27 protein-coding genes are annotated in these 25938 nt (G+C 63.2%); 10 read left to right on the top strand and 17 right to left on the bottom strand.

Features of this window, described 5'->3' with window-relative positions; genetic code table 11:
- Nucleotides 1-81 precede the first annotated feature (81 nt).
- From barA to BN1120_RS11640, 3 genes are all read left to right on the top strand, one after another.
- The gene (gene barA, locus BN1120_RS11650) at nucleotides 82-2802 is read left to right on the top strand and encodes a two-component sensor histidine kinase BarA (protein WP_042016226.1); all 2721 of its coding nucleotides are present in this window, start codon (nucleotides 82-84) and stop codon (nucleotides 2800-2802) included.
- Nucleotides 2803-2866: 64 nt separating this feature from the next.
- Nucleotides 2867-3352, top strand: a complete 486-nt coding sequence (locus tag BN1120_RS11645) for a YehS family protein (RefSeq protein ID WP_010675634.1) — start codon at nucleotides 2867-2869, stop codon at nucleotides 3350-3352.
- Between the two features lie 32 nt (nucleotides 3353-3384).
- Nucleotides 3385-4275: an N-acetylmuramoyl-L-alanine amidase gene (locus BN1120_RS11640; protein ID WP_080768006.1), complete on the top strand. Its 891-nt coding sequence runs from the start codon at nucleotides 3385-3387 to the stop codon at nucleotides 4273-4275.
- A gap of 141 nt (nucleotides 4276-4416) precedes the next feature.
- On the opposite strand, the gene pdxJ is transcribed toward BN1120_RS11640, so the two are convergent.
- From pdxJ to rpoE, 10 genes are all read right to left on the bottom strand, one after another.
- Entirely contained in the window at nucleotides 4417-5154 is a 738-nt protein-coding gene (gene pdxJ / locus BN1120_RS11635) for a pyridoxine 5'-phosphate synthase (RefSeq protein WP_010675636.1), read from the bottom strand.
- Between the two features lie 157 nt (nucleotides 5155-5311).
- Nucleotides 5312-6022, bottom strand: a complete 711-nt coding sequence (gene recO, locus BN1120_RS11630) for a DNA repair protein RecO (RefSeq protein ID WP_039040537.1) — start codon at nucleotides 6020-6022, stop codon at nucleotides 5312-5314.
- A complete protein-coding gene (gene era / locus BN1120_RS11625; protein WP_041211854.1) occupies nucleotides 6023-6922 on the bottom strand; it encodes a GTPase Era in 900 nt (299 codons plus the stop codon). It lies immediately after the preceding gene.
- Nucleotides 6923-6983: 61 nt separating this feature from the next.
- Nucleotides 6984-7655 carry a ribonuclease III gene (gene rnc / locus BN1120_RS11620; RefSeq protein ID WP_010675639.1) on the bottom strand — a complete coding sequence of 224 codons (672 nt, stop codon included), beginning with the start codon at nucleotides 7653-7655 and terminating at the stop codon, nucleotides 6984-6986.
- Entirely contained in the window at nucleotides 7656-8579 is a 924-nt protein-coding gene (gene lepB / locus BN1120_RS11615; protein ID WP_010675640.1) for a signal peptidase I, read from the bottom strand. It lies immediately after the preceding gene.
- 3 nt (nucleotides 8580-8582) lie between these two features.
- Nucleotides 8583-10376, bottom strand: coding sequence for a translation elongation factor 4 (lepA, locus tag BN1120_RS11610; RefSeq protein WP_042016225.1), 1794 nt, complete (start codon nucleotides 10374-10376; stop codon nucleotides 8583-8585).
- A gap of 159 nt (nucleotides 10377-10535) precedes the next feature.
- On the bottom strand, nucleotides 10536-10997 hold the full coding sequence (locus BN1120_RS11605) for a SoxR reducing system RseC family protein (RefSeq protein WP_039040538.1): 462 nt from the start codon (nucleotides 10995-10997) through the stop codon (nucleotides 10536-10538).
- Between the two features lie 90 nt (nucleotides 10998-11087).
- On the bottom strand, nucleotides 11088-12068 hold the full coding sequence (locus BN1120_RS11600; RefSeq protein ID WP_010675643.1) for a MucB/RseB C-terminal domain-containing protein: 981 nt from the start codon (nucleotides 12066-12068) through the stop codon (nucleotides 11088-11090).
- Nucleotides 12069-12089: 21 nt separating this feature from the next.
- Nucleotides 12090-12677, bottom strand: coding sequence for a sigma-E factor negative regulatory protein (locus tag BN1120_RS11595; RefSeq protein ID WP_041211670.1), 588 nt, complete (start codon nucleotides 12675-12677; stop codon nucleotides 12090-12092).
- A 22-nt stretch (nucleotides 12678-12699) separates the two neighbouring features.
- Complete coding sequence (gene rpoE, locus BN1120_RS11590) at nucleotides 12700-13281, bottom strand: RNA polymerase sigma factor RpoE (protein ID WP_010675645.1); 582 nt, start codon at nucleotides 13279-13281, stop codon at nucleotides 12700-12702.
- 181 nt (nucleotides 13282-13462) lie between these two features.
- Between rpoE and nadB the strand changes: the two genes are divergently transcribed.
- Entirely contained in the window at nucleotides 13463-15070 is a 1608-nt protein-coding gene (nadB, locus tag BN1120_RS11585; protein WP_010675646.1) for an L-aspartate oxidase, read from the top strand.
- Nucleotides 15071-15190: 120 nt separating this feature from the next.
- On the opposite strand, the gene BN1120_RS11580 is transcribed toward nadB, so the two are convergent.
- Together BN1120_RS11580 and BN1120_RS11575 are read right to left on the bottom strand one after the other, a co-directional pair.
- Entirely contained in the window at nucleotides 15191-15562 is a 372-nt protein-coding gene (locus BN1120_RS11580) for a protein YgfX (RefSeq protein WP_042016224.1), read from the bottom strand.
- A 58-nt stretch (nucleotides 15563-15620) separates the two neighbouring features.
- Entirely contained in the window at nucleotides 15621-15890 is a 270-nt protein-coding gene (locus BN1120_RS11575) for an FAD assembly factor SdhE (RefSeq protein WP_010675648.1), read from the bottom strand.
- 113 nt (nucleotides 15891-16003) lie between these two features.
- Between BN1120_RS11575 and ygfZ the strand changes: the two genes are divergently transcribed.
- Nucleotides 16004-16915, top strand: a complete 912-nt coding sequence (gene ygfZ, locus BN1120_RS11570; protein ID WP_039040540.1) for a tRNA-modifying protein YgfZ — start codon at nucleotides 16004-16006, stop codon at nucleotides 16913-16915.
- Between the two features lie 7 nt (nucleotides 16916-16922).
- Here ygfZ and BN1120_RS11565 read toward each other — a convergent pair whose 3' ends face one another.
- Nucleotides 16923-17804, bottom strand: a complete 882-nt coding sequence (locus BN1120_RS11565; RefSeq protein ID WP_010675650.1) for a LysR family transcriptional regulator — start codon at nucleotides 17802-17804, stop codon at nucleotides 16923-16925.
- Nucleotides 17805-17928: 124 nt separating this feature from the next.
- Between BN1120_RS11565 and BN1120_RS11560 the strand changes: the two genes are divergently transcribed.
- On the top strand, nucleotides 17929-18366 hold the full coding sequence (locus tag BN1120_RS11560; protein WP_039040541.1) for a PACE efflux transporter: 438 nt from the start codon (nucleotides 17929-17931) through the stop codon (nucleotides 18364-18366).
- Nucleotides 18367-18436: 70 nt separating this feature from the next.
- Here BN1120_RS11560 and BN1120_RS11555 read toward each other — a convergent pair whose 3' ends face one another.
- Complete coding sequence (locus BN1120_RS11555) at nucleotides 18437-18778, bottom strand: hypothetical protein (RefSeq protein ID WP_010675652.1); 342 nt, start codon at nucleotides 18776-18778, stop codon at nucleotides 18437-18439.
- A 183-nt stretch (nucleotides 18779-18961) separates the two neighbouring features.
- Here BN1120_RS11555 and cutA point away from each other — a divergent pair, with 183 nt between their 5' ends.
- From cutA to BN1120_RS11535, 4 genes are all read left to right on the top strand, one after another.
- Nucleotides 18962-19279, top strand: a complete 318-nt coding sequence (gene cutA / locus BN1120_RS11550; RefSeq protein WP_010675653.1) for a divalent-cation tolerance protein CutA — start codon at nucleotides 18962-18964, stop codon at nucleotides 19277-19279.
- Entirely contained in the window at nucleotides 19276-21054 is a 1779-nt protein-coding gene (locus BN1120_RS11545) for a protein-disulfide reductase DsbD (protein WP_042016223.1), read from the top strand. Before cutA ends, BN1120_RS11545 begins: the two co-directional genes overlap by 4 nt.
- A gap of 63 nt (nucleotides 21055-21117) precedes the next feature.
- A complete protein-coding gene (locus tag BN1120_RS11540) occupies nucleotides 21118-21570 on the top strand; it encodes a GNAT family N-acetyltransferase (protein WP_010675655.1) in 453 nt (150 codons plus the stop codon).
- Between the two features lie 86 nt (nucleotides 21571-21656).
- A complete protein-coding gene (locus BN1120_RS11535; RefSeq protein WP_042016221.1) occupies nucleotides 21657-22082 on the top strand; it encodes a hypothetical protein in 426 nt (141 codons plus the stop codon).
- A gap of 20 nt (nucleotides 22083-22102) precedes the next feature.
- Here the strand turns inward: BN1120_RS11535 and BN1120_RS11530 are convergent, their stop codons facing one another.
- The 3 genes from BN1120_RS11530 to BN1120_RS11520 form a co-directional block, all read right to left on the bottom strand.
- On the bottom strand, nucleotides 22103-23404 hold the full coding sequence (locus tag BN1120_RS11530; RefSeq protein ID WP_010675657.1) for an NAD(P)/FAD-dependent oxidoreductase: 1302 nt from the start codon (nucleotides 23402-23404) through the stop codon (nucleotides 22103-22105).
- A 153-nt stretch (nucleotides 23405-23557) separates the two neighbouring features.
- Nucleotides 23558-24637, bottom strand: a complete 1080-nt coding sequence (fbaA, locus tag BN1120_RS11525; RefSeq protein WP_010675658.1) for a class II fructose-bisphosphate aldolase — start codon at nucleotides 24635-24637, stop codon at nucleotides 23558-23560.
- Between the two features lie 115 nt (nucleotides 24638-24752).
- Entirely contained in the window at nucleotides 24753-25916 is a 1164-nt protein-coding gene (locus BN1120_RS11520) for a phosphoglycerate kinase (protein WP_042016220.1), read from the bottom strand.
- Nucleotides 25917-25938 lie beyond the last annotated feature (22 nt).

Raw genomic sequence — 25938 nt, 5'->3', positions numbered from 1 at the left:
AATGACTGTATTGCCTGCCCGACCCCGGTGCCTGCATGCGCACCGGGTCATGGCTTCTCTTGCGAAAGGCGGGTCGGCGGCATGACCAAGTACGGTCTCAGGGCCCGGGTGCTGGCCTTCACCATCTTGCCGACCCTCATCATTGGCGGCCTCATCGCCGGCTATTTCACCTTCCACCGCTATCAGCAGCTGGAAAACAACCTCATCGATCAGGGCATCAACATCATCGAGCCCCTGGCCATCGCCAGCGAATACGGCATGACACAGCACAGCCGCGAATCCCTCAAGCGGCTGATCGGGCTCACCCATCGCAAGAACTCGCCCTTCATCAAGTCCATCGCCGTCTTCACCCAGGAGAACCAGCTGTTCGTGACGTCCAACTACCACAGGGACTTCAGCCAGCTTCGTCTGCCGGACGGCAGCGTCATCCCGGCCCTGACCAGCGTCTCCTTCAACGGCGATGACATCATACTGCGCACCCCCATCCAGGCAGAGACCAGCCTGGACGGCTTCCCGCTGCCAAGCGATCTGGAGCCGCCGGTCATCGGCTACATCTCCATGCAGCTCGCCACGGACAGGGCCATCGTCCTGCAGTACCGCGACGCCTTCTTCGCGGTCATCATCGTGCTCATCGGGCTGGCCATCAGCGCCCTGTTCGGCTTCCGTCTGGTCAAGAGCGTGACCCAGCCCATCACCGACATGGTGCAGGCGGTGCACCGGATCAGGGAGGGGCGACTCGATACCCGGGTCAGCGGCCAGCTCACCGGCGAGCTCGACATGCTGAAAAACGGCATCAACGCCATGGCCAAGGCGCTCTCCGAATATCACGAGGAGATGCAGCAGAACATCGATCAGGCGACGTCGGATCTGCGGGAGACCCTCGAGCAGATCGAGATCCAGAACGTCGAGCTCGACATGGCGAAGAAGCGCGCCCAGGAGGCGGCCAGGGTCAAGTCCGAGTTCCTCGCCAACATGTCCCACGAGCTGCGCACCCCGCTCAACGGGGTCATCGGCTTCACCCGCCAGCTGCTCAAGACCAGCCTAACCCCGAGCCAGACCGACTACATGCAGACCATCGAGAAGTCGGCGCGCAACCTCCTTGGGATCATCAACGACATCCTCGACTTCTCCAAGCTGGAGGCGGGCAAGCTGCAGCTCGAGCACATCCCCTTCAGCCTGCGGGACACCCTCAACGAGACCATGCACCTGCTGGGGCCGAGCGCCCACGACAAGCAGCTCGAACTCTCCCTCCAGGTGGATGCCGCCGTGCCGGACTACCTCACCGGCGACCCCATGCGCCTGCAGCAGGTGCTCACCAACCTCACCGGCAACGCCATCAAGTTCACCGAGCGTGGCAACGTGGACGTGCGTGTCGAGCAGACCGGGGAATCGAACGGCAACAAGGTGCGCCTGCGGGTGCTGATTCGCGATACCGGCATCGGCATCTCGGAAGAGCAGCAGCGCCAGTTGTTCCAGGCCTTCAACCAGGCAGACTCCTCCATCTCCCGCCGCTATGGGGGCACCGGGCTCGGGCTCGTCATCACCCAGAAGCTGGTGCAGCAGATGGGGGGCCAGATCCGCTTCGAATCCGAACTCGGCAAGGGGTCGGTCTTCTCGTTCCACCTGGATCTGGATGTCTCGCCCCTGCCCCAGAGCGAGCGGCTTCCGCTGGATCGCATCCAGGGCAAGCGGGTCTGGCTGCTGGAGCCGGATCCCTTCACTCACGCCTCCCTGCTCGCCCTGTTGGGAGAGTGGCACCTGGATGTGCACTCCCTGACGGTGGACGAGGAGTGGCCCCCGATGAGCAGCCAGGACATGGTGCTCATCGGCAGCAGCACCCTGCACAGCCCACAGCAGGTGATTGCCCGTCTCGACGGGCTGGACGGCCAGCAGAACACCATAGTGCTGCTCAGCAGCCACGAGCCGGCCCTCTACGATGCCATGCTGGCCCACGGCGCCGTCCACTGCCTCTCCAAGCCCATCAACCATCGCAAATTGCTGCACGCCCTGCTCTCCCCCGAGGCGGTACGCCGTGCCCCCCTGCCCGCGCCGACGCCGCGCAGCGTGCAGGCGGTCAAGGTGCTGGCGGTGGATGACAACGCCGCCAACCTCAAGCTCATCGCCGCCATGCTCAAGGAGATGGTGACCGAGGTGGTGGTGTGCAAGAACGGCAAGGAGGCGGTCAACCTGGCCCAGAGCCAGCCGTTCGACATCATCTTCATGGATATCCAGATGCCCGTCATGGACGGCATCAGCGCCACCCAGGCGATCCGCCACCACTCCCTCAACACCGAGACCCCCATCGTCGCGGTCACCGCCCATGCCATTCCCGGTGAGCGGGAGCGCCTCATTCGCCAGGGCATGGACGACTACCTGGCCAAACCCATCGACGAGGGGATGCTGGCGCAGCTCATCACCGACTTCGCCCACCGGCGGCACCAGAATCACGGGGATCAGCAGATAGACTGGCCCCTCGCCGTGCGTCAGGCCGCCGGCAAGCCGGCCCTCGCCCGGGAGATGCTGACCATGCTGCTGGCCAGCTTCGACGAGGTGGAGCCCATCCTGGCGGCGGCGCTGGAAGGGAGTGCCGACGATGCAGACGTGCTGGCCCAGCTCCACCGCCTCAACGGTGGCTGCGCCTACTCCGGGGTGCCGGGTCTGCAACGCCTGCTCTCCCAGCTCGAGCAGCAGCTGCGCGACGGGGTCGCCGTGAGCGATCTGGAACCCGAATTGCTGGAGCTGCAGGATGCCCTGGAGCAGGTGAGGCAAGAGGCCCCCCGCTACCTGGCCCTGACCGACTGAGGCGCTTTTTCTGACTGGACAGGCGGCAGGTGGTAACATCTGCGCCGTTTCCACAGGAGTCAACATGACCAACAACGATATTCTGCGCCGCCTGCGCTATGCCCTCAGCATCAGCAACGACCAGATGGTCGAGATCTTTGCCAAGGGCAATCTGGCCATCACCCATGCCCAGTTGCACGGCTGGCTGATGAAAGAGGCCGAAGAGGGCGAGGCACAGGAAGCGGGCTTCGCCGCCTGCCCGGACTCGGCACTGAGCCAGTTCCTCGACGGCTTCATCGCCCTGCGCCGCGGTGTGCGGGAAGATGCCCCGCCCCAGGTGATCCCGAACCGGATCAACAACAACCTGATCCTGCGCAAGCTGCGCATCGGCCTCAACTACAAGGAAGAGGAGATGCTGGGCACCCTCAAGCTCGCGAACTTCAACCTCTCCAAGTCCGAGCTGAGCGCCCTGTTCCGCGCCAGGGATCACAAGCACTATCAGGATTGCGGGGATCAGATCCTGCGCAACTTCCTGATTGGCCTCACCGCCAAATACAGGCCCGGGCCCTGATGACCGCCTCCGACCAGGTGCGAGACTAGACCATGAGCTGGCGCCGCCTGCTGACTCCACGCCCGTCGGCGAGCGGCGGTGCGTGTCGGTTCGCGGCGCGCTGGTTCTGGTCACTGCCCCTCATCCTGCTGCTCGGCGCCTGCCAGCCTGCGCCCTATCGTCTCAATCAGGAGCATCAGAGCGCCAGCCAGAACGAGCGCATCGCCTTTCTCATCCTGCACTACACGGATGAAGAGGATGCCCGCTCCCTGCGCCTGCTGACCGAGCCGGAGCACAAGGTGAGCGCCCACTACCTGATCCCCCGCGACACCGACGAGCAACCGTTCCCGGTCTACCAGCTGGTGCCCGACAGCCAGCGGGCCTGGCACGCCGGACGCAGTCGCTGGCATCACTACGCCGGGCTCAACGCCAGTTCGCTCGGTATCGAGATAGTGAATCTCGGGTATGACGAGAAAGACGCGGCCCTGCCAGCCCATCTGAGACACTGGCAACCCTATCCCTCTGCCCAGATCGCCGCCCTCGGCGCCCTCGCCCGGGATCTGGTCGAACGCTACCAGATCCCCCCCACCCAGGTGCTGGCCCACAGCGACGTCGCCCCCGAGCGCAAGCAGGATCCCGGCCCCCGGTTCCCCTGGCGCGAGCTCGCCCTGCGCTACGGTGTCGGCGCCTGGCCCGACGAGGCCCGGGTGGCCGAGCTGCGCCAGACGCAGCTCATCCCCTGGGATGCGCTGCAATGGCAGCAGCAGCTTGCCCGTTACGGCTACGGCCTCCCCCAGCACGGCGCCTGGGATGAGCAGAGCCGCGCCGTCCTGCGCGCCTTCCAGCTTCACTTTCGCCCTGCCCTGGTCACCGGCGAGCCGGATGCCGAGTGCCAGGCCATCCTCACCGCCCTGCTGGAGCGCTACTTCCCGGAACCAGGCTGAGGCGCCCCTTCCCTTTCGCCCTCTGCACACGGATGCCCGGCCCCATGCCAGATGAGCACGGGGTTCATCCCGCCTTCCACTCCTGAAAACCACAGGGGACGCCGAAGCGTCCCTTGTGGTTTTCATACCTGCGAAGCGGCATCAGATCCCCTGACGGGCTTCCTGCATCAGCGCACGCATGTCGCTGACCGCCTTGGCCAGACCGTCGAAGGCGGCGCGGCCGATGATGGCGTGACCGATGTTGAGCTCATAGAGCTCGGGGATGGCGGCGATGGCCTTGACGTTGTGGTAGTGCAGACCGTGGCCCGCATTGACCTTCAAGCCCTTGCCTGCGGCATAGGAGGCACCGGCAGCGATACGCTTGAACTCGGCGTTGCGCTCGGCATCCGTGGTGGCATCGGCGTAGCGGCCGGTGTGGATCTCGATGAAGGGAGCACCGCTCGCGGCGGCCGCATCGATCTGCAACGGATCCGCATCGATAAAAAGGGACACCTGGGCGCCCACGGCGGCCAGGCGGGTCACCGCATCGGTCACCTTGTCCAGCTGGCCCGCCACGTCCAGCCCCCCCTCGGTGGTCACCTCGGTGCGCTTCTCCGGCACCAGGCAGACGAAGTGGGGCTTGATGCGGCAGGCGATGCCGATCATCTCCTCGGTCACCGCCATCTCCAGGTTCATCCTGGTCTGGATGGTCTGGCGCAGGATCTCCACGTCCCGGTCGGTGATGTGGCGGCGATCTTCCCGCAGGTGGACCGTGATGCCATCGGCACCGGCCTGCTCGGCCACGAAGGCGGCCTGTACCGGATCCGGATACTGGGTGCCGCGGGCGTTGCGCAGGGTGGCGATATGGTCGATGTTCACACCCAGGTAGATCTCGCTCATTGCTTACTCCTTGATACAGGTCATCTGTGAATGCCGGGACGGGTGGAGCCCGCCCCTCTGTCCATGTGCCGCCGCAGGCCGGTTTTGGCCACGGCGACAGCATTATTGTTCATGAAAGGCGATGTCATAAACACAAAACATCACCAGATAATAAAAATCAGCTTGAAACACTGCCTTTTCGCTTCAAAAAGAGCTCCCTGCTCTTCAGTTGACGCTTGCCGAGATAGGGCTGCAGCGCCAGCCGGCTGAAACGCTTGGCCGCCTGCAGCAAGGGAGGCGTGTCGAAACGCCCCTCGGCGAAGGCCAGCAGGTGGGCGCCGAGGAACAGGGTACGGGGATCCGGCGCCCGCTCGCAAGCGACAAAGCCGAGCTCCCGCTCGAAGCCGTAAAGCAGGGTGGGGTCGATGGGGGAGTCGTCGTCCGCGGCATATTCGAAGTCCACCGCGTAGCCCAGGGCCTGCAGCAGCAGGAACTCGAAGCGGCGCAGGGGCAGCTCCGGGGTCTCGCCGTCCGCCAGGGCCATGATGGCACGGGCATAGGCGTCGAACACCTCGGGGAAGGGGGTGTGCGCTTCCAGCAGGTAGTAGACCAGCTCGTTGAGATAGAGGCCGTAGAAGAGACGATCCCCGCCGAGGCGCAACGAGTGATCCGGGCACTCCACCTGGGTGAGGTTCTTGAGATCCCCCTTGCCGCGCCAGGCAATGGTGAGCAGGGTGAAGGGCTGAAGCAGCCCCTTCAGAGAGGAGCGTGGCCCGCGGGAACCGCGAGCCACCAAGGTGAATCGACCGCTATCCTGGGTGAAGACCTCGACCAGCTGGCTGGTCTCCCGATAGGGCCGACTGTGGATGACGAAAGCCGGGGTCAGCAATCAGTCGTCGCCATACCCGAGGCTGCGCAGGGCCCGCTCGTCGTCGGCCCAGCCGGACTTGACCTTGACCCACAACTCGAGATGCACCTTGTTCTGGAACAGCCGTTCCATGTCGATGCGCGCCTCTGTGCCGATGGTCTTGATCTTCTCGCCCTTGTTGCCGATGACCATTTTCTTCTGGCCTTCGCGCTCCACCAGGATGAGCCCGTGGATGTGGTAGAGACCGGTCTCCTCCACCTTGAAGCGCTCGATCTCCACCGTCACCGAATAGGGCAGCTCCTCGCCGGTGAAGCGCATCAGCTTCTCGCGGATGATCTCGGAGGCCATGAAGCGGGAAGAGCGGTCGGTCACGTAATCTTCCGGGAAGAAGTGGACGTTCTCCGGCAGCAGATCCTTGGCCCACTCGCGGATCTTCTCCACGTTGGTGCCCTTCTCGGCACTGATGGGCAGGATGTGGGCAAAGTTCATCTGCTGTCCCAGCCACTCGAGGTGCGGCAGCAGATCCTCTTTCTCCTTGACGTTGTCGATCTTGTTGACCGCCAGCACCACGGGGCACTTGAGGTGGCGCAGCTTGCCCAGCACCATCTCGTCATCCTTGGTCCAGTGGGTGCCGTCCACCACGAACACCACCATGGCCACGTCCCCCAGGGAACTGGTGGCGGCGCGGTTCATCAGGCGGTTGATGGCCCGCTTCTCCTCGATGTGCAGACCCGGGGTATCCACATAGATGGTCTGATGGTTCTCCTCGGTGTCGATCCCCAGGATCCGGTGACGGGTAGTCTGGGGCTTCTTCGAGGTGATGCTGACCTTCTGGCCGAGCAACTTGTTGAGCAGGGTGGACTTGCCCACGTTGGGGCGGCCCACGATGGCGACAAAGCCGCAATAGGTGGTATCTGTCATGACCGCGTTCCCAATGCTGATGGAGTGAAAAGAGCGCACAGTGCCGGATCCGTCATGGTGCTCATGACAGCCGTTCCAGTGCTTGCTGCGCAGCGGCCTGTTCGGCCTTGCGGCGGCTGGAGCCGATCCCGACCAGGGGGCCATCCAGCCCATCCACTTCGCACTGGACGGTGAACTCCTGGTTGTGGGCCTCGCCCTTGACGTTGGTCACCGTGTAGGTCGGCAGGGATTTGCGGCTGCCCTGCAGGATCTCTTGCAGACGAGTCTTGGGATCCTTCTGTTCGATCCCGGGCTTGATCTCGCCAAGGCGGCTGGCATACCAACCGAGCAGGAGGCTGCGCACCCGCTCCAGATCCGTGTCCAGATAGATGGCGCCGATCACCGCCTCGACGGTGTCGGCCAGGATGGACTCGCGGCGAAAACCGCCGCTTTTCAGCTCCCCCGGCCCCAGGATCAGGTGATCCCCGAGGTCGAATTCCCGGCCCAGCTCGGCCAGCGTCTTCTCGCGCACCAGGGTGGCGCGCATCCGGCTGAGATCCCCTTCCGCCGCCTGCGGGAAGCGGTGGAAGAGGTCATCGGCAATCACCAGACTCAGGATGGAGTCCCCCAGAAATTCCAGGCGCTCGTTGTGACGGGACCCAGCGCTGCGATGGGTCAGAGCCCGGGTCAGCAGCTCAGGATCCTGAAAGACATGCCCGAGACGGGACTGCAGTCTGTTCATCTTGATATTCATTTACTTGATTCCGCCAATGCGGTTGAAGCGCACACCGGTCGGCACCCAGCTCGGCAAGCTGGACCCTTCCTCGCGCTCGAATTCGAAACTGATCCAGATGGCGACCGCCTTGCCCACCAGGTTCTGCTCGGGCACGAAGCCCCAGAAACGACTGTCGGTGCTGTTGTCGCGGTTGTCACCCATCACGAAATAGTGACCTTCCGGCACCACCCACTCGTCGGGGTAGGTGCCGGGCTGGCGATAGTAGCGGTCCACCAGGTCCGGCATCAGCGGGTTGCGCAAGGTCTCGTGGGAGACATCGCCCAGCTGTTCGGTGTAGCGATCCAGCGGGATCCCCATCTGGCTGAACTCGCCGCGCTGCTCGAACTTGACGTCCAGCTTCTGGAAGCCGGGGCACGTTTTCCCTTCCTGCTCATCGCACTTGGGCCGGATCATCAGCTCCTTGTTGCGATAGATGACCCGATCGCCGGGCATGCCGACCACCCGTTTGATGTAGTCCACCCGGGTATCCAGCGGATACTTGAAGACCACCACATCACCGCGCTTCGGCTCGCCGGTCTCGAGGAACTTGGTGTTGGTCACCGGGTCCTTGAGGCCGTAGGCAAACTTCTCCACCAGGATGAAGTCGCCCACCAGCAGGGTCGGCATCATGGAGCCGGACGGGATCTGGAACGGCTCGAAGATGAAGGAGCGCAGGATCAGCACCAGCGCGATCACCGGGAAAACCCCGCCGGTCTGTTCGATCCAGACCGGCATGGGGGCCACCTTGGCCAGTGTCTTCTCGTCCACATCCGGACCGGCATTGGCACGGGCGGCGGCAATCTTGGCCGCCCGCTGCTTGGCCCAGACCAGCTTGTCGAGCGTCCAGATGATGCCGGTCAGCAGGGTGACGACGACGAGGATCAGGGAAAAGGTGCTTGCCATCGATTAATCCTTTCCGACGTGGAGAATGGCGAGGAAGGCCTCTTGCGGCACGTCCACACGGCCCAGGGACTTCATCCGCTTCTTGCCTTCTTTCTGCTTGTTCAGCAGCTTCTTCTTCCGGCTCACGTCACCACCGTAGCACTTGGCGGTGACGTCTTTACGCAATGCCTTGACGGTGCTGCGGGCGATGATCTGGTTGCCGATGGCGGCCTGGATGGCGATGTCGAACATCTGGCGCGGGATCAGCTCGCGCATCTTCTCCACCACCTGGCGACCGCGATACTGGGCGTTCTCCTTGTGGGTGATGATGGCCAGGGCGTCGACCCGCTCGCCGTTGATCATGATGTCCAGACGGACCATGTCGGAGGTTTCGAAACGCTTGAAGCCGTAGTCCAGGGAGGCGTAGCCGCGACTGGTGGACTTCAGACGGTCGAAGAAGTCGAGCACCACTTCCGCCATCGGGATCTCGTAGGTCAGCGCCACCTGCTTGCCGTGGTAGACCATGTTGGTCTGTACGCCGCGCTTCTCGATGCAGAGGGTGATGACGTTGCCCATGTACTCCTGCGGCAGCAGGATGTGACACTCGGCGATGGGCTCGCGCATCTCCTTGATGTTGTTGATGGCGGGCATCTGGGCCGGGCTGTCGATGTGGATGGTGGAGCCATCGTTCAGCTCGATCTCGTAGACCACAGTCGGTGCGGTGGTGATGAGATCCAGATCGTATTCACGCTCCAGACGCTCCTGGATGATCTCCATGTGCAGCATCCCGAGGAAGCCGCAGCGGAAGCCGAAGCCCAGCGCCGTGGAGCTCTCCGGTTCGTAGAACAGGGAGGCGTCGTTGAGGGAGAGCTTCTCCAGCGCATCGCGGAAGGACTCGTAGTCATCGCTGGAGATGGGGAACAGGCCCGCATAGACCTGGGGCTTCACCTTCTTGAAGCCGGCCAGCGCCTTCTCGGCACCGTGCTTGGCCAGGGTCAGGGTATCCCCCACCGGCGCACCGTGGATGTCCTTGATGCCGCAGACGACCCAACCTACCTCGCCACAACCCAGGCCGTCGGTGTCCACCTGCTTGGGGGTGAAGATACCGATACGATCCACACCCCACACCTGACCGGTGCTCATCACCTTGATCTTGTCGTTCTTCTTCAGGGAACCGTTCTTGATCCGCACGAGCGACACGACCCCGAGGTAGGAGTCGAACCAGGAGTCGATGATCAGCGCCTGCAGCGGCGCCTCCGGATCCCCTTCCGGGGACGGGATCTTGGCGACGATCTCTTCCAGCACCAGATCGACACCGAGGCCGGTCTTGGCGGAGCAGCGCACCGCGTCCACCGCGTCGATGCCGACGATGTCCTCGATCTCCTCGGCAACCCGCTCGGGCTCTGCGGCCGGCAGGTCAATCTTGTTCAGCACCGGCACCACTTCCAGCTCCATTTCCATGGCGGTGTAGCAGTTGGCCAGAGTCTGTGCCTCAACCCCCTGACCGGCATCCACCACCAGCAGTGCCCCTTCACAGGCAGCCAGGGAGCGAGAAACCTCGTAGGAGAAATCCACGTGGCCCGGGGTGTCGATAAAGTTCAGCTGATAGGTGTTACCGTCTTGTGCCTGGTAGTTCAGGGTCACACTCTGTGCCTTGATGGTAATGCCGCGCTCGCGCTCCAGATCCATGGAGTCCAGCACCTGGGCCTGCATCTCGCGATCGGACAGGCCGCCGCAAGTCTGGATCAGACGGTCCGACAGGGTCGACTTACCGTGGTCGATGTGCGCAATAATCGAAAAGTTACGAATGTGTTTCATCGAGCAAGAATCACTCAAAATTAAGTTAGGGTCGGATATGAGGGCAGGATTTTACTGGATAACCCGGTCGACGGCCAATCTTTAGTCGGCGGGCCCCACAAATAGCGCCTTGTCTGGCGGGCGTTGGGCACCTGGATGCCCTCCGCCAGACCCGGCCCCTCAAGAGAGATGACGGGTATTGAGCACCACCCCGAGCATGCGGGGACCGTATTCCCCCTGCTCGAGCCGGTCAGAAAAGTAACGAACCAGTAAAAATCCGATGGCGCCGCCCAGCAGACAGCAGAGGATGGTCACCCCCTCTCCCGCCGACAAGAGCGGAACCAGCCAGAGCTGGCCGAGCAGGGCGCCCAGCAGCAGACAAAAGAGCGGCAACACGTACACCAGAGCCGCACCGCGCAGGATGCTGGCCTGAGGGATGCCCAGGCGGATCTGCTGGCCCACCGCCACGTCGCCGGTGAGGGCGACCCGCAGCCGCTGCGCCTTCATGGGAAAGGCCTTAGCGACGGTGCCGGTCCCGCAGCTGGATTGTTGGTGGCAACCGCTGCAGGCGGATCGCCGCTCGCACTCCACCCAGGCGTGATTGCCGTCGATGGCCACTACTGTGGCCAGCTCTTCACTCATGTTACTCACCTGATGACTCCTCACAGGGGGCCGTGGATGCACCGGATCTCAGCACGGCGGCACCCTCAGGGCAAGTCTCACGGCAAAGACTCACTGCACCGCCTCGTTGCGGGCCAGGGGCTGCACTGCCTCGGCGATGCGCTTGGCGGTTTCGGCGGGCACCTCGCCCACCACGGTGATCTCCACCCCGACCTCGTTGACGAAGCTCACCAGCGAGGTGGCCCCCTGGCGAATCAACTGCTGGCGCACCGCCTGCTTGGGATCGACCCGGGAGACGTAGACGGAGAGATCCACCAGCCCGTCGGAGAGCATCATGTAATCCACCGGCAGACTGGTGCTGACCAGCTGATGCCGATCCTGAGAGAGCACCTTGAAGCCATCGGGCAACCAGGTCAGGTGCCAGTTGAGGGTCTGCTGGGGAGCTGGATAGGCATCTTCCAGCGCCAGCGCATCCGGCAGCTTGCTGCGTGCCAGGGTGACCAGCCAGGGGGCCGGCGCAGATTGCCTGTCCAGATCCACCCCCAGCACCTGCTCCACCAGATTGCCCTCTCGATCCACCATGTCCACCCGCAGCAGCAGATGGCTCTGTTCGTCAATCCAGAGCACGAAGCCGTACTTGTCCGCCTCCTTGGGCACCAGCCGCACCACTTGTGCCACCAGGCCGGCCACCCGGCTGCGGCCCGCCAGCACGGGGTCATAGCTCTCCATCACCCGGGGCAGCGGCATCCTCACCAGGCTCGACCACACCCCGGGGAAACGCGCCCCCTTGAGGGTGTAGGGTTCATGGGTGTTTTCGAAGAAGGTGTATTCGTTCTGGCGTTGCAGGAACTCCACGGCCTTGCCGTCGAGATAGCTCAGGTGAGCCACCTCCTTGCCATCGATGATCCCGTGGCTGAAACGGATAGGCTCGAGGCGCCCCTGGCGGGCCTTGACCATGGACAATTCGAAGTTTTGTTGCGAAACGGCACTCTGCATCTGCTGCAACAAGGCCTCGGCCGACAGATCGTCGGCCGAGGCCTTGGCACAAATCAACAGGAGAGAGGCCAGCAGGATACGGCTGGACTGGCGCACGATCTGATCCCTAAAAATGCGTTATTCCTGAATCTGCTTGTCTTGCAGCAGACGCTGTTGCAGTTGATGGTCGCGCAGGAAGGCATTGATGCGCTCGCGCTGCTCCTGCATCTGCTGCTCGCTCAGACCTTGCTGACGCACACCGGTCCGGCTGCCATCCTGGGGATAGTGCACGCTCACCGGCGCAGCACTGCCACCCACGGGTATGGTATTGAGCACCGGGCTGGTCGGCACACCATCCTTGCCCTGGTACTGCTGCACGCCGAAGATGACGGCGGCAGCCACGGAGGCGGCAATGGCATACTGCCCCACTTGCTGGCCAAAGCGGCGAACGAAGGGGATCACCTTGCCGGCGGGCTGCACCTGGGGCGCAGCAGGCTGTGCCGGCTTGGGCGCCAGTATGGCGGGTTCATCCTCCAGCGCCAGCATGATGCTGTCGCTGAGATCCAGTTGCAGATTGACCGGCAGGTCACCCCGCATGGCATCACCGATCAGATGGTAACGCGACCAGGTATCCTGCAGAGCGGGATCCGTTCCCAGCTCGTTCAGTACCTCGATTTCGCTGAGGTCGCCATCCATCAGGGCTGAAAGTTGCTCTTTATTTGCCATAAGTTTGCCTGTCTTTCCCCAGTTAATGCTCGATCAGAGGTTGCAGCTTTTTATCGATTGCTTCCCTCGCCCGGAAGATGCGGGATCTCACCGTACCCACCGGGCAATCCATGATCTCCGCAATCTCCTCGTAGCTCAGCCCTTCCATTTCACGAAGGGTGATCGCCGTTCTCAAATCTTCTGGCAAGGCTTCTATGGCGGTAAACACAGTTCGCTTGATCTCGTCGGTCAGCGCCAGGTTTTCCGGGGTGGCCACCTCTTGCAGGGCTTCACCACCACCATAATATTCAGCCTCGTCCGCTTCGACATCACTGCTGGGCGGTCTGCGCCCCTGTGACGTCAGGTAGTTTTTGGCCGTGTTGACGGCGATCCGGTACAACCAGGTGTAAAACGCGCTCTCGCCACGGAATGTCGGCAACGCACGGTAGGCCTTGATGAATGCCTCCTGCGCCACATCCGGTACATCGCCCGGATTGTTGACATACCTGGCCACCAGGTTGACCACCTTGTGCTGGTACTTGCGTACCAACAGGTTGAATGCATTTTTATCGCCACGCTGGACCCGTTCAACCAGCTGTTCGTCCAGTAGATTCTGGTCGCTCATCAGAGCCGTAAAACCCCCATCAGGTTATCGTTTTTCTTTTCCGGCCCCTTCTAAGCGCACAAGTTCAGACAGGAGGAATCAGGGAAAGTTCGCTTGCATTGAAAAAAATGTGATGCGGGCTGCATCACAACCCCCCTTGGGCTACCATGGGGCCAGTTCTTAATCCAGGCCAATGATACTTATGAAAGCAAGTGTTGAATACCTTTGCGACGTACTCATCATTGGCAGCGGTGCCGCCGGTCTGTCCCTCGCGTTGCGATTGGCAGACCAGGCCAAAGTCCTGGTTCTGAGCAAGGGGCCCATCAGTGAGGGGGCCACTCTCTATGCGCAAGGAGGCATCGCTGCCGTGTTCGACGAGACCGACAGCATCGAATCCCACGTGAGCGACACGCTCAACGCCGGCGCCGGGTTGTGCGACCCGGCAGTGGTGGAGTTCACCGCCCGCAACGCCCGCGACTCCATCCAGTGGCTCATTCAGCAGGGGGTCCCCTTCGATCAGGAAGAGGATGCCGAGGGGGAATCCCACTATCACCTGACCCGGGAAGGGGGCCACAGCCATCGCCGCATCTTCCACGCGGCCGACGCCACCGGCAAGGCGGTGCAGCTCACCCTGATCGACCAGGTGCGCGCCCACCCCAACATCCAGCTGATGGAGCGCTTCAACGCGGTCGATCTCATCACCACCCGCAAGCTGGGTCTGCCGGGCAACAAGGTACTGGGAGCCTATGTCTGGAATCGCAACGCCGAGCAGGTCGAGGTGATCCGCGCCCGCTTCGTGGCACTGGCCACCGGCGGGGCCTCCAAGGTGTACCAGTACACCTCCAACCCGGACGTCAGCTCTGGCGATGGCATCGCCATGGCATGGCGGGCCGGCTGCCGGGTGGCGAACCTGGAATTCAACCAGTTCCACCCCACCAGCCTGTTCCACCCGGACGACCCCAACTTCCTGCTGACCGAGGCCCTGCGCGGCGAAGGGGCCTACCTGCGCCGTCCCGACGGCAGCCGCTTCATGCCGGAGTTTGACGAGCGGGCCGAGCTGGCCCCGCGGGACATCGTCGCCCGCGCCATCGACCACGAGATGAAGCGCCTCGGGGCGGATTGCATGTATCTGGACATCAGCCACAAGCCGGCGGATTTCATCATCAAGCACTTCCCGACCATTTATGAGCGCTGCCTCGCGGTCGGTATCGACATCACCAGGGAGGCGATGCCCATCGTCCCGGCGGCCCACTACACCTGTGGCGGCGTGATGATCGACAACAACGGCCAGACCGACATCCCCGGCCTCTATGCCATCGGCGAGGTGACCTATACCGGGTTGCACGGCGCCAATCGCATGGCCTCCAACTCCCTGCTCGAATGCGTGGTCTATGCCCATCAGGCGGGAGCCGACATCTTGGCCAAGCTGCCCACCAGCGTGGCGCCCCCCAGCCTGCCGGCCTGGGACGAGAGCCAGGTGGATGACTCGGACGAGCAGGTGGTGATCCAGCACAACTGGCACGAGCTGCGGCTGATGATGTGGGACTACGTGGGCATAGTGCGCACCAACAAGCGCCTGGCCCGGGCCAAGCGTCGCATCGATCTGCTCAAGCAGGAGGTGCAGGAGTACTACGCCAACTTCCGGGTCTCCAACAACCTGCTGGAGCTGCGCAACCTGTTGCAGGTGGCCGAGCTCATCGTCAACTGCGCCCTGGAGCGCAAGGAGTCTCGCGGTTTGCACTACAACCTGGATTATCCGGACATGCAGCCGGACTCCAAGCCGACCGTGCTGACCCCGGATCGGGAATGACGCCGGATCAGGAATAAGGCCGTTGCGTTCGATTCGGGCGTATGCCCTCCCCCAGATGACCCCGCCCAGGCGGGGTCATCTGCTATGAGCGGCAGATGTGGCAGGTAGAGAGAGACGCCCCTAGCGGACAGCGAGGTGGATGGCGCGGGCCAGGGCGCGGTAGTGTGCAGGGGCCAGGGCATCGGAGAAGAGCCAGAGCTGCCCCTCGGAGCCCTCCACCGTCTTCAGCCGCAACCAGAGTACCCCGGGCAGGATGCGGCTGCGGGGATCCAGCCGATGGCGCGCCCCTTGCCACTCGAGCCACTCCCCATCCCAGACGAGCACGCCGCTCGCCGCCGGATGGCGGCGCAACGCGCGCCACAGACTCAGCCCCCAGACAGGGAGGAACAGCCCCCATTGCCAGTCCTGGATCAGGCTGGCGACGGGCAAGAGCAGCAACAGAAACAGGATGCACAGCAGCAGACGCTGCTGGCGGGAGGCGATCACGGGCATCACTACCCGCTGGGGAGACGCGAGGCTGGCCATGAGGGGGGGCGGTCGCGAGTCGGGCTCAGCGCAGGCTGTCGTGACGGGCCTGGTTGCGCTCGAGGATCAGGGGGATCATGGCGGCAAAAGCGGGATCCTCAGGCACGCCGTGACCCATGCACCAGCGGAACAGCTCGGGATCCTCGCACTCCAGCAGGCGGATGAAGGTGCGCTGTTCGGCCTCGCCGAGGCCATCGAACTCGTGCTCAAAGAAGGGCATAAAGATCACATCCAGCTCGAGCATGCCGCGACGGCAGGCCCACTTCAGGCGGGACTTCTCACTTGGGTTCAACATGGAACTCTCCTTACAAAGACCGGGGAATGGTAGCAGCAGGATTTTCCGGCTGACAAACATTCCTTACGTCTTTACCATGCAGGTCACATACTTTCTGTCTCTGGAATCCCATCGTGAGCCTGCCGACCCCTCTTCTTCCTGCCGAGCCGACCCTGTTTTCCCTGACCAATCTGGCCATCACCCGCCTCGGCGGCCCGGATCGCGCCAAGTATCTGCAAGGTCAGGTCACCTGCGACGTCAACGCCCTGCAACCGGGCCAGAGCACCCTCGGCGGCCACTGCGATCCCAAGGGCAAGCTGTGGAGCGATTTTCGCCTGCTCTGCCTGGAAGACAGCCTGCTGATGTTGACCAAGCCCTCGGTGCTGGCCCGCCAGCTGCCGGAGCTCAAGAAGTTTGCGATCTTTGCCAAGGTCGAGATCGGCGAGTTTCAGGGCAGCCTGACCGGACTGGCCGGTCAGGGGACGGACGACTGGATGGCACAGCACTTCGCGCTGACCGGCACCGGTCTGGTGGAGGGCGGCATGGCAGTCAGGGTGGAGGCGGACCGCTGGCTGCTGGCGAGCACATCCCCGCTGGCCCTGAACCTGCCGGTGGGCGACGAAGGACTCTGGTGGGGGCTGGAAATCAAAGCCGGTCTCCCCCATCTGGAAGCGGTCCATCAGGGGGAATACATCCCCCAGATGCTGAACCTGCAAGCCCTTGATGGCATCAGTTTCAACAAGGGCTGCTACATGGGGCAGGAGACGGTGGCGCGCGCCAAGTATCGCGGCGCCAACAACCGCGCCCTCTTCGTGCTGAGCGGCACCGCCGCAACGCAGGTGGCCAGCGGTGACACCCTGGAGATCCAGCTCGGTGACAACTGGCGCCGCAGCGGTCTGGTGCTCAACGCCTGGCAGCAGCAGGGTCAGGTGTGGCTCACCGCCGTGCTGCCCAAGGACACCGAGGCCGACGCCCGCTTCCGCCTCAAGCTGGAAGAGGGGTCCAGCCTCGGTCTGCAACCCCTGCCCTATGCGTTGATCGACTGAATCCCCCCTAGCGAGGCACCCGCGCCAGCAGTGCCTCCTGCAACCAGCGCCCCGCCTGCCCGAGCGGGCGGGCGCGATACCACTGCAACTCCAGCGCCAGTTCTGCCTCGGCGATGAAGTCCGGCTTGAGCACCACCAGCTCCCCCCGCGCCAGGGGCCGGTGCAGCAGAAACTCGGGCACCGCCGCCCATCCCAGCCCCAGTTTCACCAGCTCCAGGATCCCGAGATCCCCCTCCACCCACCACACTTGCGCCGAGAGGCGGAAGCGATGGCGCTCCGTCCCCTCCCGCCGTCCGGTCACCATCAACTGGCGAGCCCCTTGCAGGTCGCTCTCCTTCAACGGCGTCTTGTGGGCCAGGGGGTGATCCGGAGAGACCACCAGGGGCATGGTGACCGTCCCCAGGGAGCGGGAGACCAGCTCCCGCTCGGGGTGCGCCTTCTGGTAGCTGATGCCGAGCTGGGCACGGCCGCTCTTGAGCAGCTCGGTCACGTCTTCCATCAGCGGAAACAGCAGCTCCAGCTCCACCGCCGGGTAACGGCTGGCGAACTCCTCCAGCAGGGAACCAAGCCAGGGCAGGTGGGAGTCATCGTCGATGGCCAGGGTGAGGCGCGACTCGACGCCGTTGGCCAGCTCGCCGGCGATGGCCTGCAGTCGCTCGCTCTGGGCCAGCAGCACCCCCGCCTCCTGACAGATGCGGGCCCCCGCCTCGGTCAGCACGGGATAGCGGCCGCTGCGATCGAATAGCGCAAGGCCGAGATCGATCTCCAGGTTTGCGATGGCGGCACTCACCACCGACTGGGCCTTGCCCAGCCTGCGCGCCGCCGCCGAGAACGACCCGGTCTCGGCCGTCGCCAGCAATGCCTTGAAGTGTTCCAGTGAAGGGGTCATGAGCCTGCTCCGCCGTGCTGTTGTGTCGTCACATCTATCTATTTTAGCGATAGATACCAACGTGAATCTATCCGGTTTTGGCGATACATTGCCGCCATTCCCTGATCAAAGAGAGAGACAGACCATGCGTACGACCCGTGACCGCCTGCGCCACGCCATCGGCTTCGAATTGATTGGCCTGCTGATCGCCGCCCCGCTGGCCAGCTGGGTGACCGGCGTCGGGCTCAACCACATGGGCCCCCTGGCCCTGTTCTTCTCGGTGGTCGCCACCGTCTGGAACTATGTCTACAACATCGGGGTGGACAAGCTGCTGCTGCGCTATCAGGGCCACACCCACAAGGCGCTGTGGCAGCGTGTGCTGCACACCCTGGGGTTCGAGGGGGGCCTGCTGATCGTGGCCCTGCCGGTGATGTCCTGGTGGCTCGACATCGGCCTGCTGGAGGCGCTGGTGCTGGATATGGGCTTCGTGCTCTTCTACCTGGTCTATGCCTTCGTCTACAACTGGAGTTACGACAAGGTGTTCCCCATTCCCATGGGACAGGTGCAGAAGGCGCTGGGATAAGCGATTCGAGGGGTAAGGGCGAGGCACCATCATGCGATGGCATGATGGTGCTGAAGAGGGCCTCGCGGGGTCAGGCCTGTGCCTTGACCTCTTCCGGCGGGGTATCGTCCTGCCTGGTTTCCTGGCGCATCATGGCTTCGAGGTCGCTCTGGTACTGGTTCAGCATGCGCTGGGCCGCCACCATGTCCCCCTTGTGCAGGCGCTCGAACAGATGATGCTGCACCACGCCGTTGAGGTACTCCACCGTGATGGGTTGCTCCAACGCCGACAACAGCTCCTCTTTTTCCAGCTCCGCATTGATCTCGTCGACACTGGTACGCAGCAGACCGGCCAGTTGCACCAGCATGCGGCGCTCCCCTTCACGCAACAGGCTCAACATGCGGTTTCTCTGCTGCTCATTCTGTTGGGTCATACATTTCCTTACGTAGAATTGGAACAAGCCCGCTCATTCTGCCCTGTCCTTTTCACAGCGTCCATCTCGGGCGCATGACTTATTCCGGGTGCGGGGGGCCGGGTGCTATTTGCCCCCCGGCCCGGTATAGTAACGGCTGATCCAGGGGGCCCGTGCGCCCCGTTGCCGAGACCGTCCATCCCTATGACCGACGCCATTCTGGTGCTCTGCACCTGCCCCGACGAGACCAGTGCAGACCGCCTCTGCGAGCAGCTGCTCGACCAGCGCCTCGCCGCCTGCATCAACCAGCTGCCCGGGGTCACCTCCGTCTATCGCTGGCAGGGCAAGACGGAACGAACCCGGGAGATCCAGCTCGTCATCAAGAGTCGGGCCGCTCTGTTCGAGCCCCTGCGCCAGTGCATTCTCGCCCACCATCCCTACGAGGTACCGGAGATCCTGGCGCTCCCGGCAAGCCAGGGCCACCCTGCCTATCTCGACTGGTTGACACAGGAGACCTCATGACCGCCTCTCGCCCCCTCTCCTTCCTGCTGATGCTGCTGGGCCTGCTCTGCGTCCTGACGACGGCCCCCGCCCGGGCCAGCAGCCAGGATCTGCTCGGCAGCCTCGGCATCGAGACCCAGCCCAGATTCCTCAAGGTGGATCAGGCCTTCGCCCTCGAGAGCGAACAACAGGGTGATCGGCTGCTGCTCCGGATACGCATCGCCGACGGCTACTACCTCTATCGCCACAGCATCCGTGTGAAGGGAGAGAACCTCGCCTTCGACGAGCCCGTCCTGCCCCCCGGCACCGAGCACGAGGATGACTTCTTCGGCAAGAGCCGGGTCTATTACCAGGAGGTGCAGATCCCCGTGGCGCTGACCCGGGTCGGGGACGCGGCCAGCCTCACCCTGAGTTACCAGGGCTGTACCGAGGGACTCTGCTACCCACCGACCGACAAGCGGATCGCCGTCGAGCCCCTCGCCGCCCCCGCCCAGGCGGAAGCGGCGGCCAGCCTTCAGGGCACCGACGGGCCGGGCAGCCAGCAGGACAGGCTGGCGGCCGCCCTCGGCAGCCAGGGGTTCTGGATCAGCGTCGCCGCCTTCTTCGCCCTGGGTCTCGGCCTCGCCTTCACCCCCTGCGTCTTCCCCATGTATCCCATCCTGACCGGGATCATCGCCGGGGCCGGGCATCGCCTCTCCACCCGTCGCGCCTTCCTGCTCTCCTTCGTCTATGTGCAGGGGATGGCGGTCACCTATACCCTGCTCGGGCTCGTCGTCGCCTCGGCGGGCCTGCAATTCCAGGCGGCCCTTCAGCACCCCTATGTGCTCATCGGCCTCTCGGTGATGTTCGTGCTGCTCGCCCTCTCCATGTTCGGGCTCTACACCCTGCAACTGCCGAGCAGCCTGCAAACCCGCCTCTCGAGCTTCTCCAACCGCCAGCAGGGCGGATCCGTGGCCGGCGTCGCCATCATGGGCATGATCTCGGGACTGGTCTGCTCCCCCTGCACCACGGCGCCGCTCTCCGGGGCCCTCATCTACGTGGCCCAGAGTGGCGATCTCTGGCTCGGCGGTGCGGCCCTCTATGCCCTCTCCCTGGGCATGGGGCTGCCGCTGCTCTTGCTCGGCACCTCTGGCGGCAAGCTGCTGCCCAGGGCCGGCGCCTGGATGGATGTGATCAAGCAACTCTTCGGTTTTGCGCTGCTGGCGGTACCCATCCTGCTGCTCTCAAGGCTCCTGAGCGATCAGGTGGCCACCCTGCTCTGGCTCGGCTGGGGGCTGGTGCTGTGCGGTTATCTCTATCACCACAACCAGCATCGCGCCCATTCGGTGGGCAAGAGCCTTGGCGGCTTCGTCCTGCTGCTGGGGATGATGGGCCTTGTGGTGGTGGGCAAGGATCTGCTGCTGCCACCCGAGGGGGCCAATGCCGCCGCCCAGACCCAGGCCCCCCGATTCATCCGCATCAAGACCCTGGACGATCTCAAGGTGCAGCTCGCCGCCGCCCGCGGCAAGCCGGTACTGCTGGATCTCTACGCCGACTGGTGCGTGGCCTGCAAGGAGTTCGAGCACAAGACCTTCAGCGACCCCGATGTGCAGGCGCGCTTCGGCGAGATGGTGCTGCTGCAGGCGGACGTCACCGCCAACGACGACGCCGACGTGGATCTGCTCAACGGCCTCAACGTGCTGGGATTGCCGACCCTCCTCTTCTTCGATCGCGATGGCAACGAGGTGAACGGCCAGCGGGTGACCGGCTTCATGGGGCCTGTCGAATTTCTCGGCCAGCTGGACAAGCTGCGCTAGATGGAGCTTCGGCGTCTGTCAGCGTTTCACCCAGAGCACAGGGGCTGGCTGGAGGAAGTTGTCATGGCAGCCCCAGCCTACAGCTGGCTGACCGAAAGCAAGGGGCCTGCCCCTGCGGATGCCGAAGAGATACTCAAGGTCTGTCCACCGGGGATGGGGCAAGAGGACAAGTTTGTGCTGGCCGTGCTGGAGGGGGAAGAATTGCTTGGCTGCGTCGATCTCATCCGTGGCTATCCCACACCGGATACCGCCTATCTCGGTCTGCTGCTGTTGAAGGAGTGTAGGCAAGGCTGTGGCATCGGCAGCCAAGTCGTCCTACGGCTCATGGAGATGGCGGCAAACTGGGGTTGCACCAACATGCGGCTCGGGGTCATAGAAACCAACCTGCCAGCCCTGCATTTTTGGACCAAGCACGGCTTCCAGCAAGTAGATCGCAAACAGATCGCTGGGTTCAGCGGCGATACCCTGGTCATGACCTGCATCGTTCGCCGTCCCCTTCCCTCGGACCTACCATAGACTGCTGATTTTTCTGGCTATCCCTTGTATCTGGCCCGTACCGTGGCAAACTTTGCCCCTCCTGTCTCGCATCATCCGGAGTTTTGATGAAAAAGTGGTTCATCCCCCTGCTGGCCCTCTGGCTTTATGGCTGCAACGCAGGTCCCGGTGAAGAGACCATCCAGAGCCAGGTCACCGCCAGGTTGCAGGCGGGCACAGATGCTGACCTGTTCGACATCCGCGACTTCGCCGTGCTCGGCAAGGAGGAGCGGATGGAGGGGGTCTATCTGGTCAAGGTGAGCTACCAGCTCCACTTCAAGCAGGGACTGGATCAGTTGCAGGTGCTGCACGGCGAGGATCTCGTCTATGACAGGGTCGGCCCCTTCCAGCAGGAGATGGGGCTCATGGAGCTCGAGCGCAAATATGGCGACTTCGAGGCAGGCCAGACCCTGGCGCAGGAGACCCAGGTCTGGATGATGAAGACGGAGCAGGGCTGGCGCCTGGCCGAGCCAGACGCGACGCAGCAGGGATAAGCCCGAACCCCGCCCTCCCCCTAGAGCAGATCCTTCAGCCGATACCAGAGCATCCCGAGCGCCAGCAACGGAGAGCGCAGCGCCGGGCCACCCGGGAAGGTCATGTGAGGGACGCGGCTGAAGAGATCGAAGCCCCGGCTCTCCCCCTTGATCGCCTCCGCCACCAGCTTGCCCGCCATGTGGGTGGCATTGAGGCCATGGCCCGAATAGGCCTGGGCATAGAAGACGTTGGGATGCTGCTCGAGGCGGCCTATCTGGGGCAGCCGGTTGGCGCCTATGCCTATCATGCCTCCCCACTGGAACTCGATGGCGGTACCCGCGAGCTCGGGGAAGACCCGCAGCAGCTTGGGCAGCATGAAGGCCTTGATATCACGGGGGTCACGGCCCGAGTAGTTGCAGGCCCCGCCGAACAGCAGGCGACCGTCCGCCGACAGCCGATAGTAGTCGAGCGCCACATTCTGATCGCACACCGCCATGTTCTGTGGCAGCAAGCGCTGGCGCAGGCGCTTCTCCAGCACCTGGGTGGCGAGAATGTAGGAGCCCGCCGGCAGCACCTTGCCCCCGAGATCGGGCTGGAGGTCGCCCAGGTAAGCGTTGCAGCCGATCACCAGGTAGTCCGCGCTGACCCGGCCGTGGGCCGTGGTCACCTCGACCCGCTCGCCGTAGTCGATGTGGGTCACCCTTGAGTGTTCGAACAGGGAGACCCCGAGACTGGCTGCCGCACGCGCTTCGCCGAGAGCCAGGTTGAGAGGATGCAGGTGACCGGAGCCCATGTCGATCATCCCGCCGATATAGCGATCCGACCCGACCACGGTGTGCATCTCCTCCCGCGCCACCATTTTCAGTGCGTGCCGGTAACCCAGGCTCGCCAGGTGTTCGGCATCCTCCTCGAACCCCCTCAGGTGGCGCGCCTTGGTGGCGAGATCGCAATAGCCCCAGGTGAGATCGCACTCGATATTGAAACGCTCGACCCGCTCGCGCACCAGCTGCACCGCTTCGATCCCCATGAGATCCAGCTCCCGCACGCCCGCCTCGCCAATCCAGCGGGCAAACTGGCTGGTATCGTGGCCGATGCCGCGGATCAGCTGGCCGCCGTTGCGCCCCGACGCTCCCCAACCGATGCGGTTGGCCTCCAGCAGCACCACCTTGTAACCGGCATCGGCCAGGTTGATGGCGGTGTTGAGGCCGGTGAAACCGCCACCGATGACGCAGACGTCCGCATCCAGCTCACCACTGAGCTCGGGCCACTGCCGATGGTCGTTGCGAGTGGCCGCGTAATAGGAGGCCGTGTGTTCCTGATGTCCCTGTCTTCCTGTCTGCATGCTCAGCATCCTGCCTGGTTGCATTCGTTTACTAAATTAAACGGATGTCATCGATAATACCCAGCCCCCCATCCCCAATCCAGCCCGTCAGGATCACAGAAATGCAAAAGGCGCCCCGAAGGGCGCCTTTTCATGCAATCAAGGTGCTGCGAATTACAGTACGTCGATGGCGTTCAGGTCGGAGAAGGCCTTCTCCAGACGCGCGATCATGGAAGTCTGACCGGCACGCAGCCATACGCGCGGATCGTAGAACTTCTTGTTCGGCTTGTCGGCACCTTCCGGGTTGCCCAGCTGGCCTTGCAGGTAGGCTTCGTTGGACTTGTAGAAGTTCAGCACGCCTTCCCAGGTCGCCCACTGGGTGTCGGTGTCGATGTTCATTTTCACCACGCCGTAGGAGATGGATTCGCGGATCTCTTCCAGAGTGGAACCTGAACCACCGTGGAACACGAAGTCCAGGGACTTGGCAGGCAGACCGAACTTCTCGGAGACGTACTTCTGGGAGTTGTCCAGGATCTTCGGAGTCAGCTTGACGTTACCCGGCTTGTACACACCGTGCACGTTGCCGAAGGAGGCAGCGATGGTGAAGCGCGGGCTGATCTTGGACAGACGCTCGTAGGCGTAGGCCACGTCTTCCGGCTGGGTGTACAGGGAGGATTGGTCCAGATGGCTGTTGTCCACGCCGTCTTCTTCACCGCCGGTGCAGCCCAGTTCCAGTTCCAGAGTCATGTTCATCTTGGCCATGCGAGTCAGGTACTCGCAGCAGATGTCGATGTTCTCTTCCAGAGACTCTTCGGACAGATCCAGCATGTGGGAGGAGAACAGCGGCTTGCCGGTTTCGGCAAAGTGCTTCTCGCCCGCGTCCAGCAGACCGTCGATCCACGGCAGCAGCTTCTTGGCGGCGTGGTCGGTGTGCAGGATCACCGGCACACCGTAGGCTTCGGCAACGGCGTGCACGTGCTTGGCACCGGAGATGGCACCCAGGATGGCAGCTTGCTGGCCTTCCAGCTTCAGACCCTTGCCGGCGGTGAACACGGCACCACCGTTGGAGAACTGTACGATAACCGGGGCTTTGACCTTGGCAGCAGCTTCCAGCACGGCGTTCACGGAGTCGGTACCGACGCAGTTGACGGCCGGCAGAGCGAAGCCGTTTTCCTTGGCGATGGCGAACACTTTCTGAACGTCATCACCAGTGATCACGCCGGGTTTTACGAAGTCGAAAATTTTCTTAGACATGTTTAATCGTCCTGTCTCGTATGCCGTTAATAAAAAGTGGGGGGTTCATCATGAACCGGCACAGCGGCCACATGATAAACGAAACGGGAGGCTTTTGCCCCCCGTCCCGGGTCAATTAGGCTTTGGCGCGCTCTTCGAGAATCGCGACAGCCGGCAGTACCTTGCCTTCTACGAACTCCAGGAAGGCGCCGCCGCCAGTGGAGATGTAGGAGACCTTGTCGGCGATGCCGAACTTGTCGATGGCAGCCAGGGTGTCACCACCGCCCGCGATGGAGAAGGCAGGGGATTCAGCGATGGCGCGAGCGATCACTTCGGTACCCTTGGCGAACTGGTCGAACTCGAACACGCCGACCGGGCCGTTCCACAGGATGGTCTTGGCGTTCATGATGATGTCGGCCAGGGCCTTGGCGGAATCCGGACCGATGTCGAAGATCATGTCGCCGTCAGTCACGTCGGACACGGACTTGATGGTGGCCGGGGTGGATTCGGAGAACTCGGCCCCCACAACCACGTCGGTGGTCACCGGAATGTTGGTTTCGGCAGCCAGTTTCTTGGCGGTGTCGATCAGGTCGTGCTCGCACAGGGACTTGCCGACGTTGTGACCGGCAGCAGCGATGAAGGTGTTGGCGATGCCACCACCGACCACCAGCTGGTCAGCGATCTTGGAGAGGGATTCCAGCACGGTCAGCTTGGTGGATACCTTGGAGCCGCCAACGATGGCAACCATGGGGCGCTCGGGCTTGAGCATGGCTTTGCCCAGGGCTTCCAGTTCACCGGCCAGCAGGGGGCCTGCACAGGCAACCGGCGCGAACTGGGCCACACCGTAGGTAGAACCTTCGGCGCGGTGAGCAGTACCGAACGCATCCATTACAAAGACGTCACACAGGGCGGCGTATTTTTTGGCCAGCTCTTCGGTGTTCTTCTTCTCGCCTTTGTTGAAGCGGCAGTTTTCCAGCACAACCAGCTCACCGGCGGCGACGTCTACGCCATCCAGGTAGTCTTTGGCCAGACGAACCGGGCAGGACAGTGCGTCTTTCAGATAGTTGACAACCGGAGCCAGGGAGAATTCTTCGTTGTATTCACCCTCGGTCGGACGACCCAGGTGGGAGGTGATCATCAGCTTGGCGCCCTTTTCCAGAGCCAGCTTGATGGTCGGCAGAGTCGCAACGATACGTGCATCGGAAGTGACCTTGCCGTCTTTTACCGGCACGTTCAGGTCAGCACGGATCAGAACGCGTTTGCCCGCCAGATCCAGGTCGGTCATCTTGATAACAGACATATTCAGTCCTCTATATATTTTC

Origin of the sequence: Aeromonas caviae (assembly GCF_000819785.1) — a bacterium.
In the GTDB taxonomy this organism is placed as follows: Bacteria; Pseudomonadota; Gammaproteobacteria; order Enterobacterales; family Aeromonadaceae; genus Aeromonas; species Aeromonas caviae.
The sequence above is the reverse complement of the archived record's forward strand: the minus strand, read 5'-3'. Positions and strand labels throughout refer to the sequence as shown.

Coding starts and splice junctions, on each gene's coding strand:
- barA (WP_042016226.1), top strand. CDS start 82: ATGACCAAGTACGGTCTCAGGGCCCGGGTGCTGGCCTTCACCATCTTG.
- BN1120_RS11645 (WP_010675634.1), top strand. CDS start 2,867: ATGACCAACAACGATATTCTGCGCCGCCTGCGCTATGCCCTCAGCATC.
- BN1120_RS11640 (WP_080768006.1), top strand. CDS start 3,385: ATGAGCTGGCGCCGCCTGCTGACTCCACGCCCGTCGGCGAGCGGCGGT.
- pdxJ (WP_010675636.1), bottom strand. CDS start 5,154: ATGAGCGAGATCTACCTGGGTGTGAACATCGACCATATCGCCACCCTG.
- era (WP_041211854.1), bottom strand. CDS start 6,922: ATGACAGATACCACCTATTGCGGCTTTGTCGCCATCGTGGGCCGCCCC.
- rnc (WP_010675639.1), bottom strand. CDS start 7,655: ATGAATATCAAGATGAACAGACTGCAGTCCCGTCTCGGGCATGTCTTT.
- lepB (WP_010675640.1), bottom strand. CDS start 8,579: ATGGCAAGCACCTTTTCCCTGATCCTCGTCGTCGTCACCCTGCTGACC.
- lepA (WP_042016225.1), bottom strand. CDS start 10,376: ATGAAACACATTCGTAACTTTTCGATTATTGCGCACATCGACCACGGT.
- BN1120_RS11605 (WP_039040538.1), bottom strand. CDS start 10,997: ATGAGTGAAGAGCTGGCCACAGTAGTGGCCATCGACGGCAATCACGCC.
- BN1120_RS11595 (WP_041211670.1), bottom strand. CDS start 12,677: ATGGCAAATAAAGAGCAACTTTCAGCCCTGATGGATGGCGACCTCAGC.
- rpoE (WP_010675645.1), bottom strand. CDS start 13,281: ATGAGCGACCAGAATCTACTGGACGAACAGCTGGTTGAACGGGTCCAG.
- nadB (WP_010675646.1), top strand. CDS start 13,463: ATGAAAGCAAGTGTTGAATACCTTTGCGACGTACTCATCATTGGCAGC.
- BN1120_RS11580 (WP_042016224.1), bottom strand. CDS start 15,562: ATGCCCGTGATCGCCTCCCGCCAGCAGCGTCTGCTGCTGTGCATCCTG.
- BN1120_RS11575 (WP_010675648.1), bottom strand. CDS start 15,890: ATGTTGAACCCAAGTGAGAAGTCCCGCCTGAAGTGGGCCTGCCGTCGC.
- BN1120_RS11565 (WP_010675650.1), bottom strand. CDS start 17,804: ATGACCCCTTCACTGGAACACTTCAAGGCATTGCTGGCGACGGCCGAG.
- BN1120_RS11560 (WP_039040541.1), top strand. CDS start 17,929: ATGCGTACGACCCGTGACCGCCTGCGCCACGCCATCGGCTTCGAATTG.
- BN1120_RS11555 (WP_010675652.1), bottom strand. CDS start 18,778: ATGACCCAACAGAATGAGCAGCAGAGAAACCGCATGTTGAGCCTGTTG.
- cutA (WP_010675653.1), top strand. CDS start 18,962: ATGACCGACGCCATTCTGGTGCTCTGCACCTGCCCCGACGAGACCAGT.
- BN1120_RS11545 (WP_042016223.1), top strand. CDS start 19,276: ATGACCGCCTCTCGCCCCCTCTCCTTCCTGCTGATGCTGCTGGGCCTG.
- BN1120_RS11540 (WP_010675655.1), top strand. CDS start 21,118: ATGGCAGCCCCAGCCTACAGCTGGCTGACCGAAAGCAAGGGGCCTGCC.
- BN1120_RS11535 (WP_042016221.1), top strand. CDS start 21,657: ATGAAAAAGTGGTTCATCCCCCTGCTGGCCCTCTGGCTTTATGGCTGC.
- BN1120_RS11530 (WP_010675657.1), bottom strand. CDS start 23,404: ATGCAGACAGGAAGACAGGGACATCAGGAACACACGGCCTCCTATTAC.
- fbaA (WP_010675658.1), bottom strand. CDS start 24,637: ATGTCTAAGAAAATTTTCGACTTCGTAAAACCCGGCGTGATCACTGGT.
- BN1120_RS11520 (WP_042016220.1), bottom strand. CDS start 25,916: ATGTCTGTTATCAAGATGACCGACCTGGATCTGGCGGGCAAACGCGTT.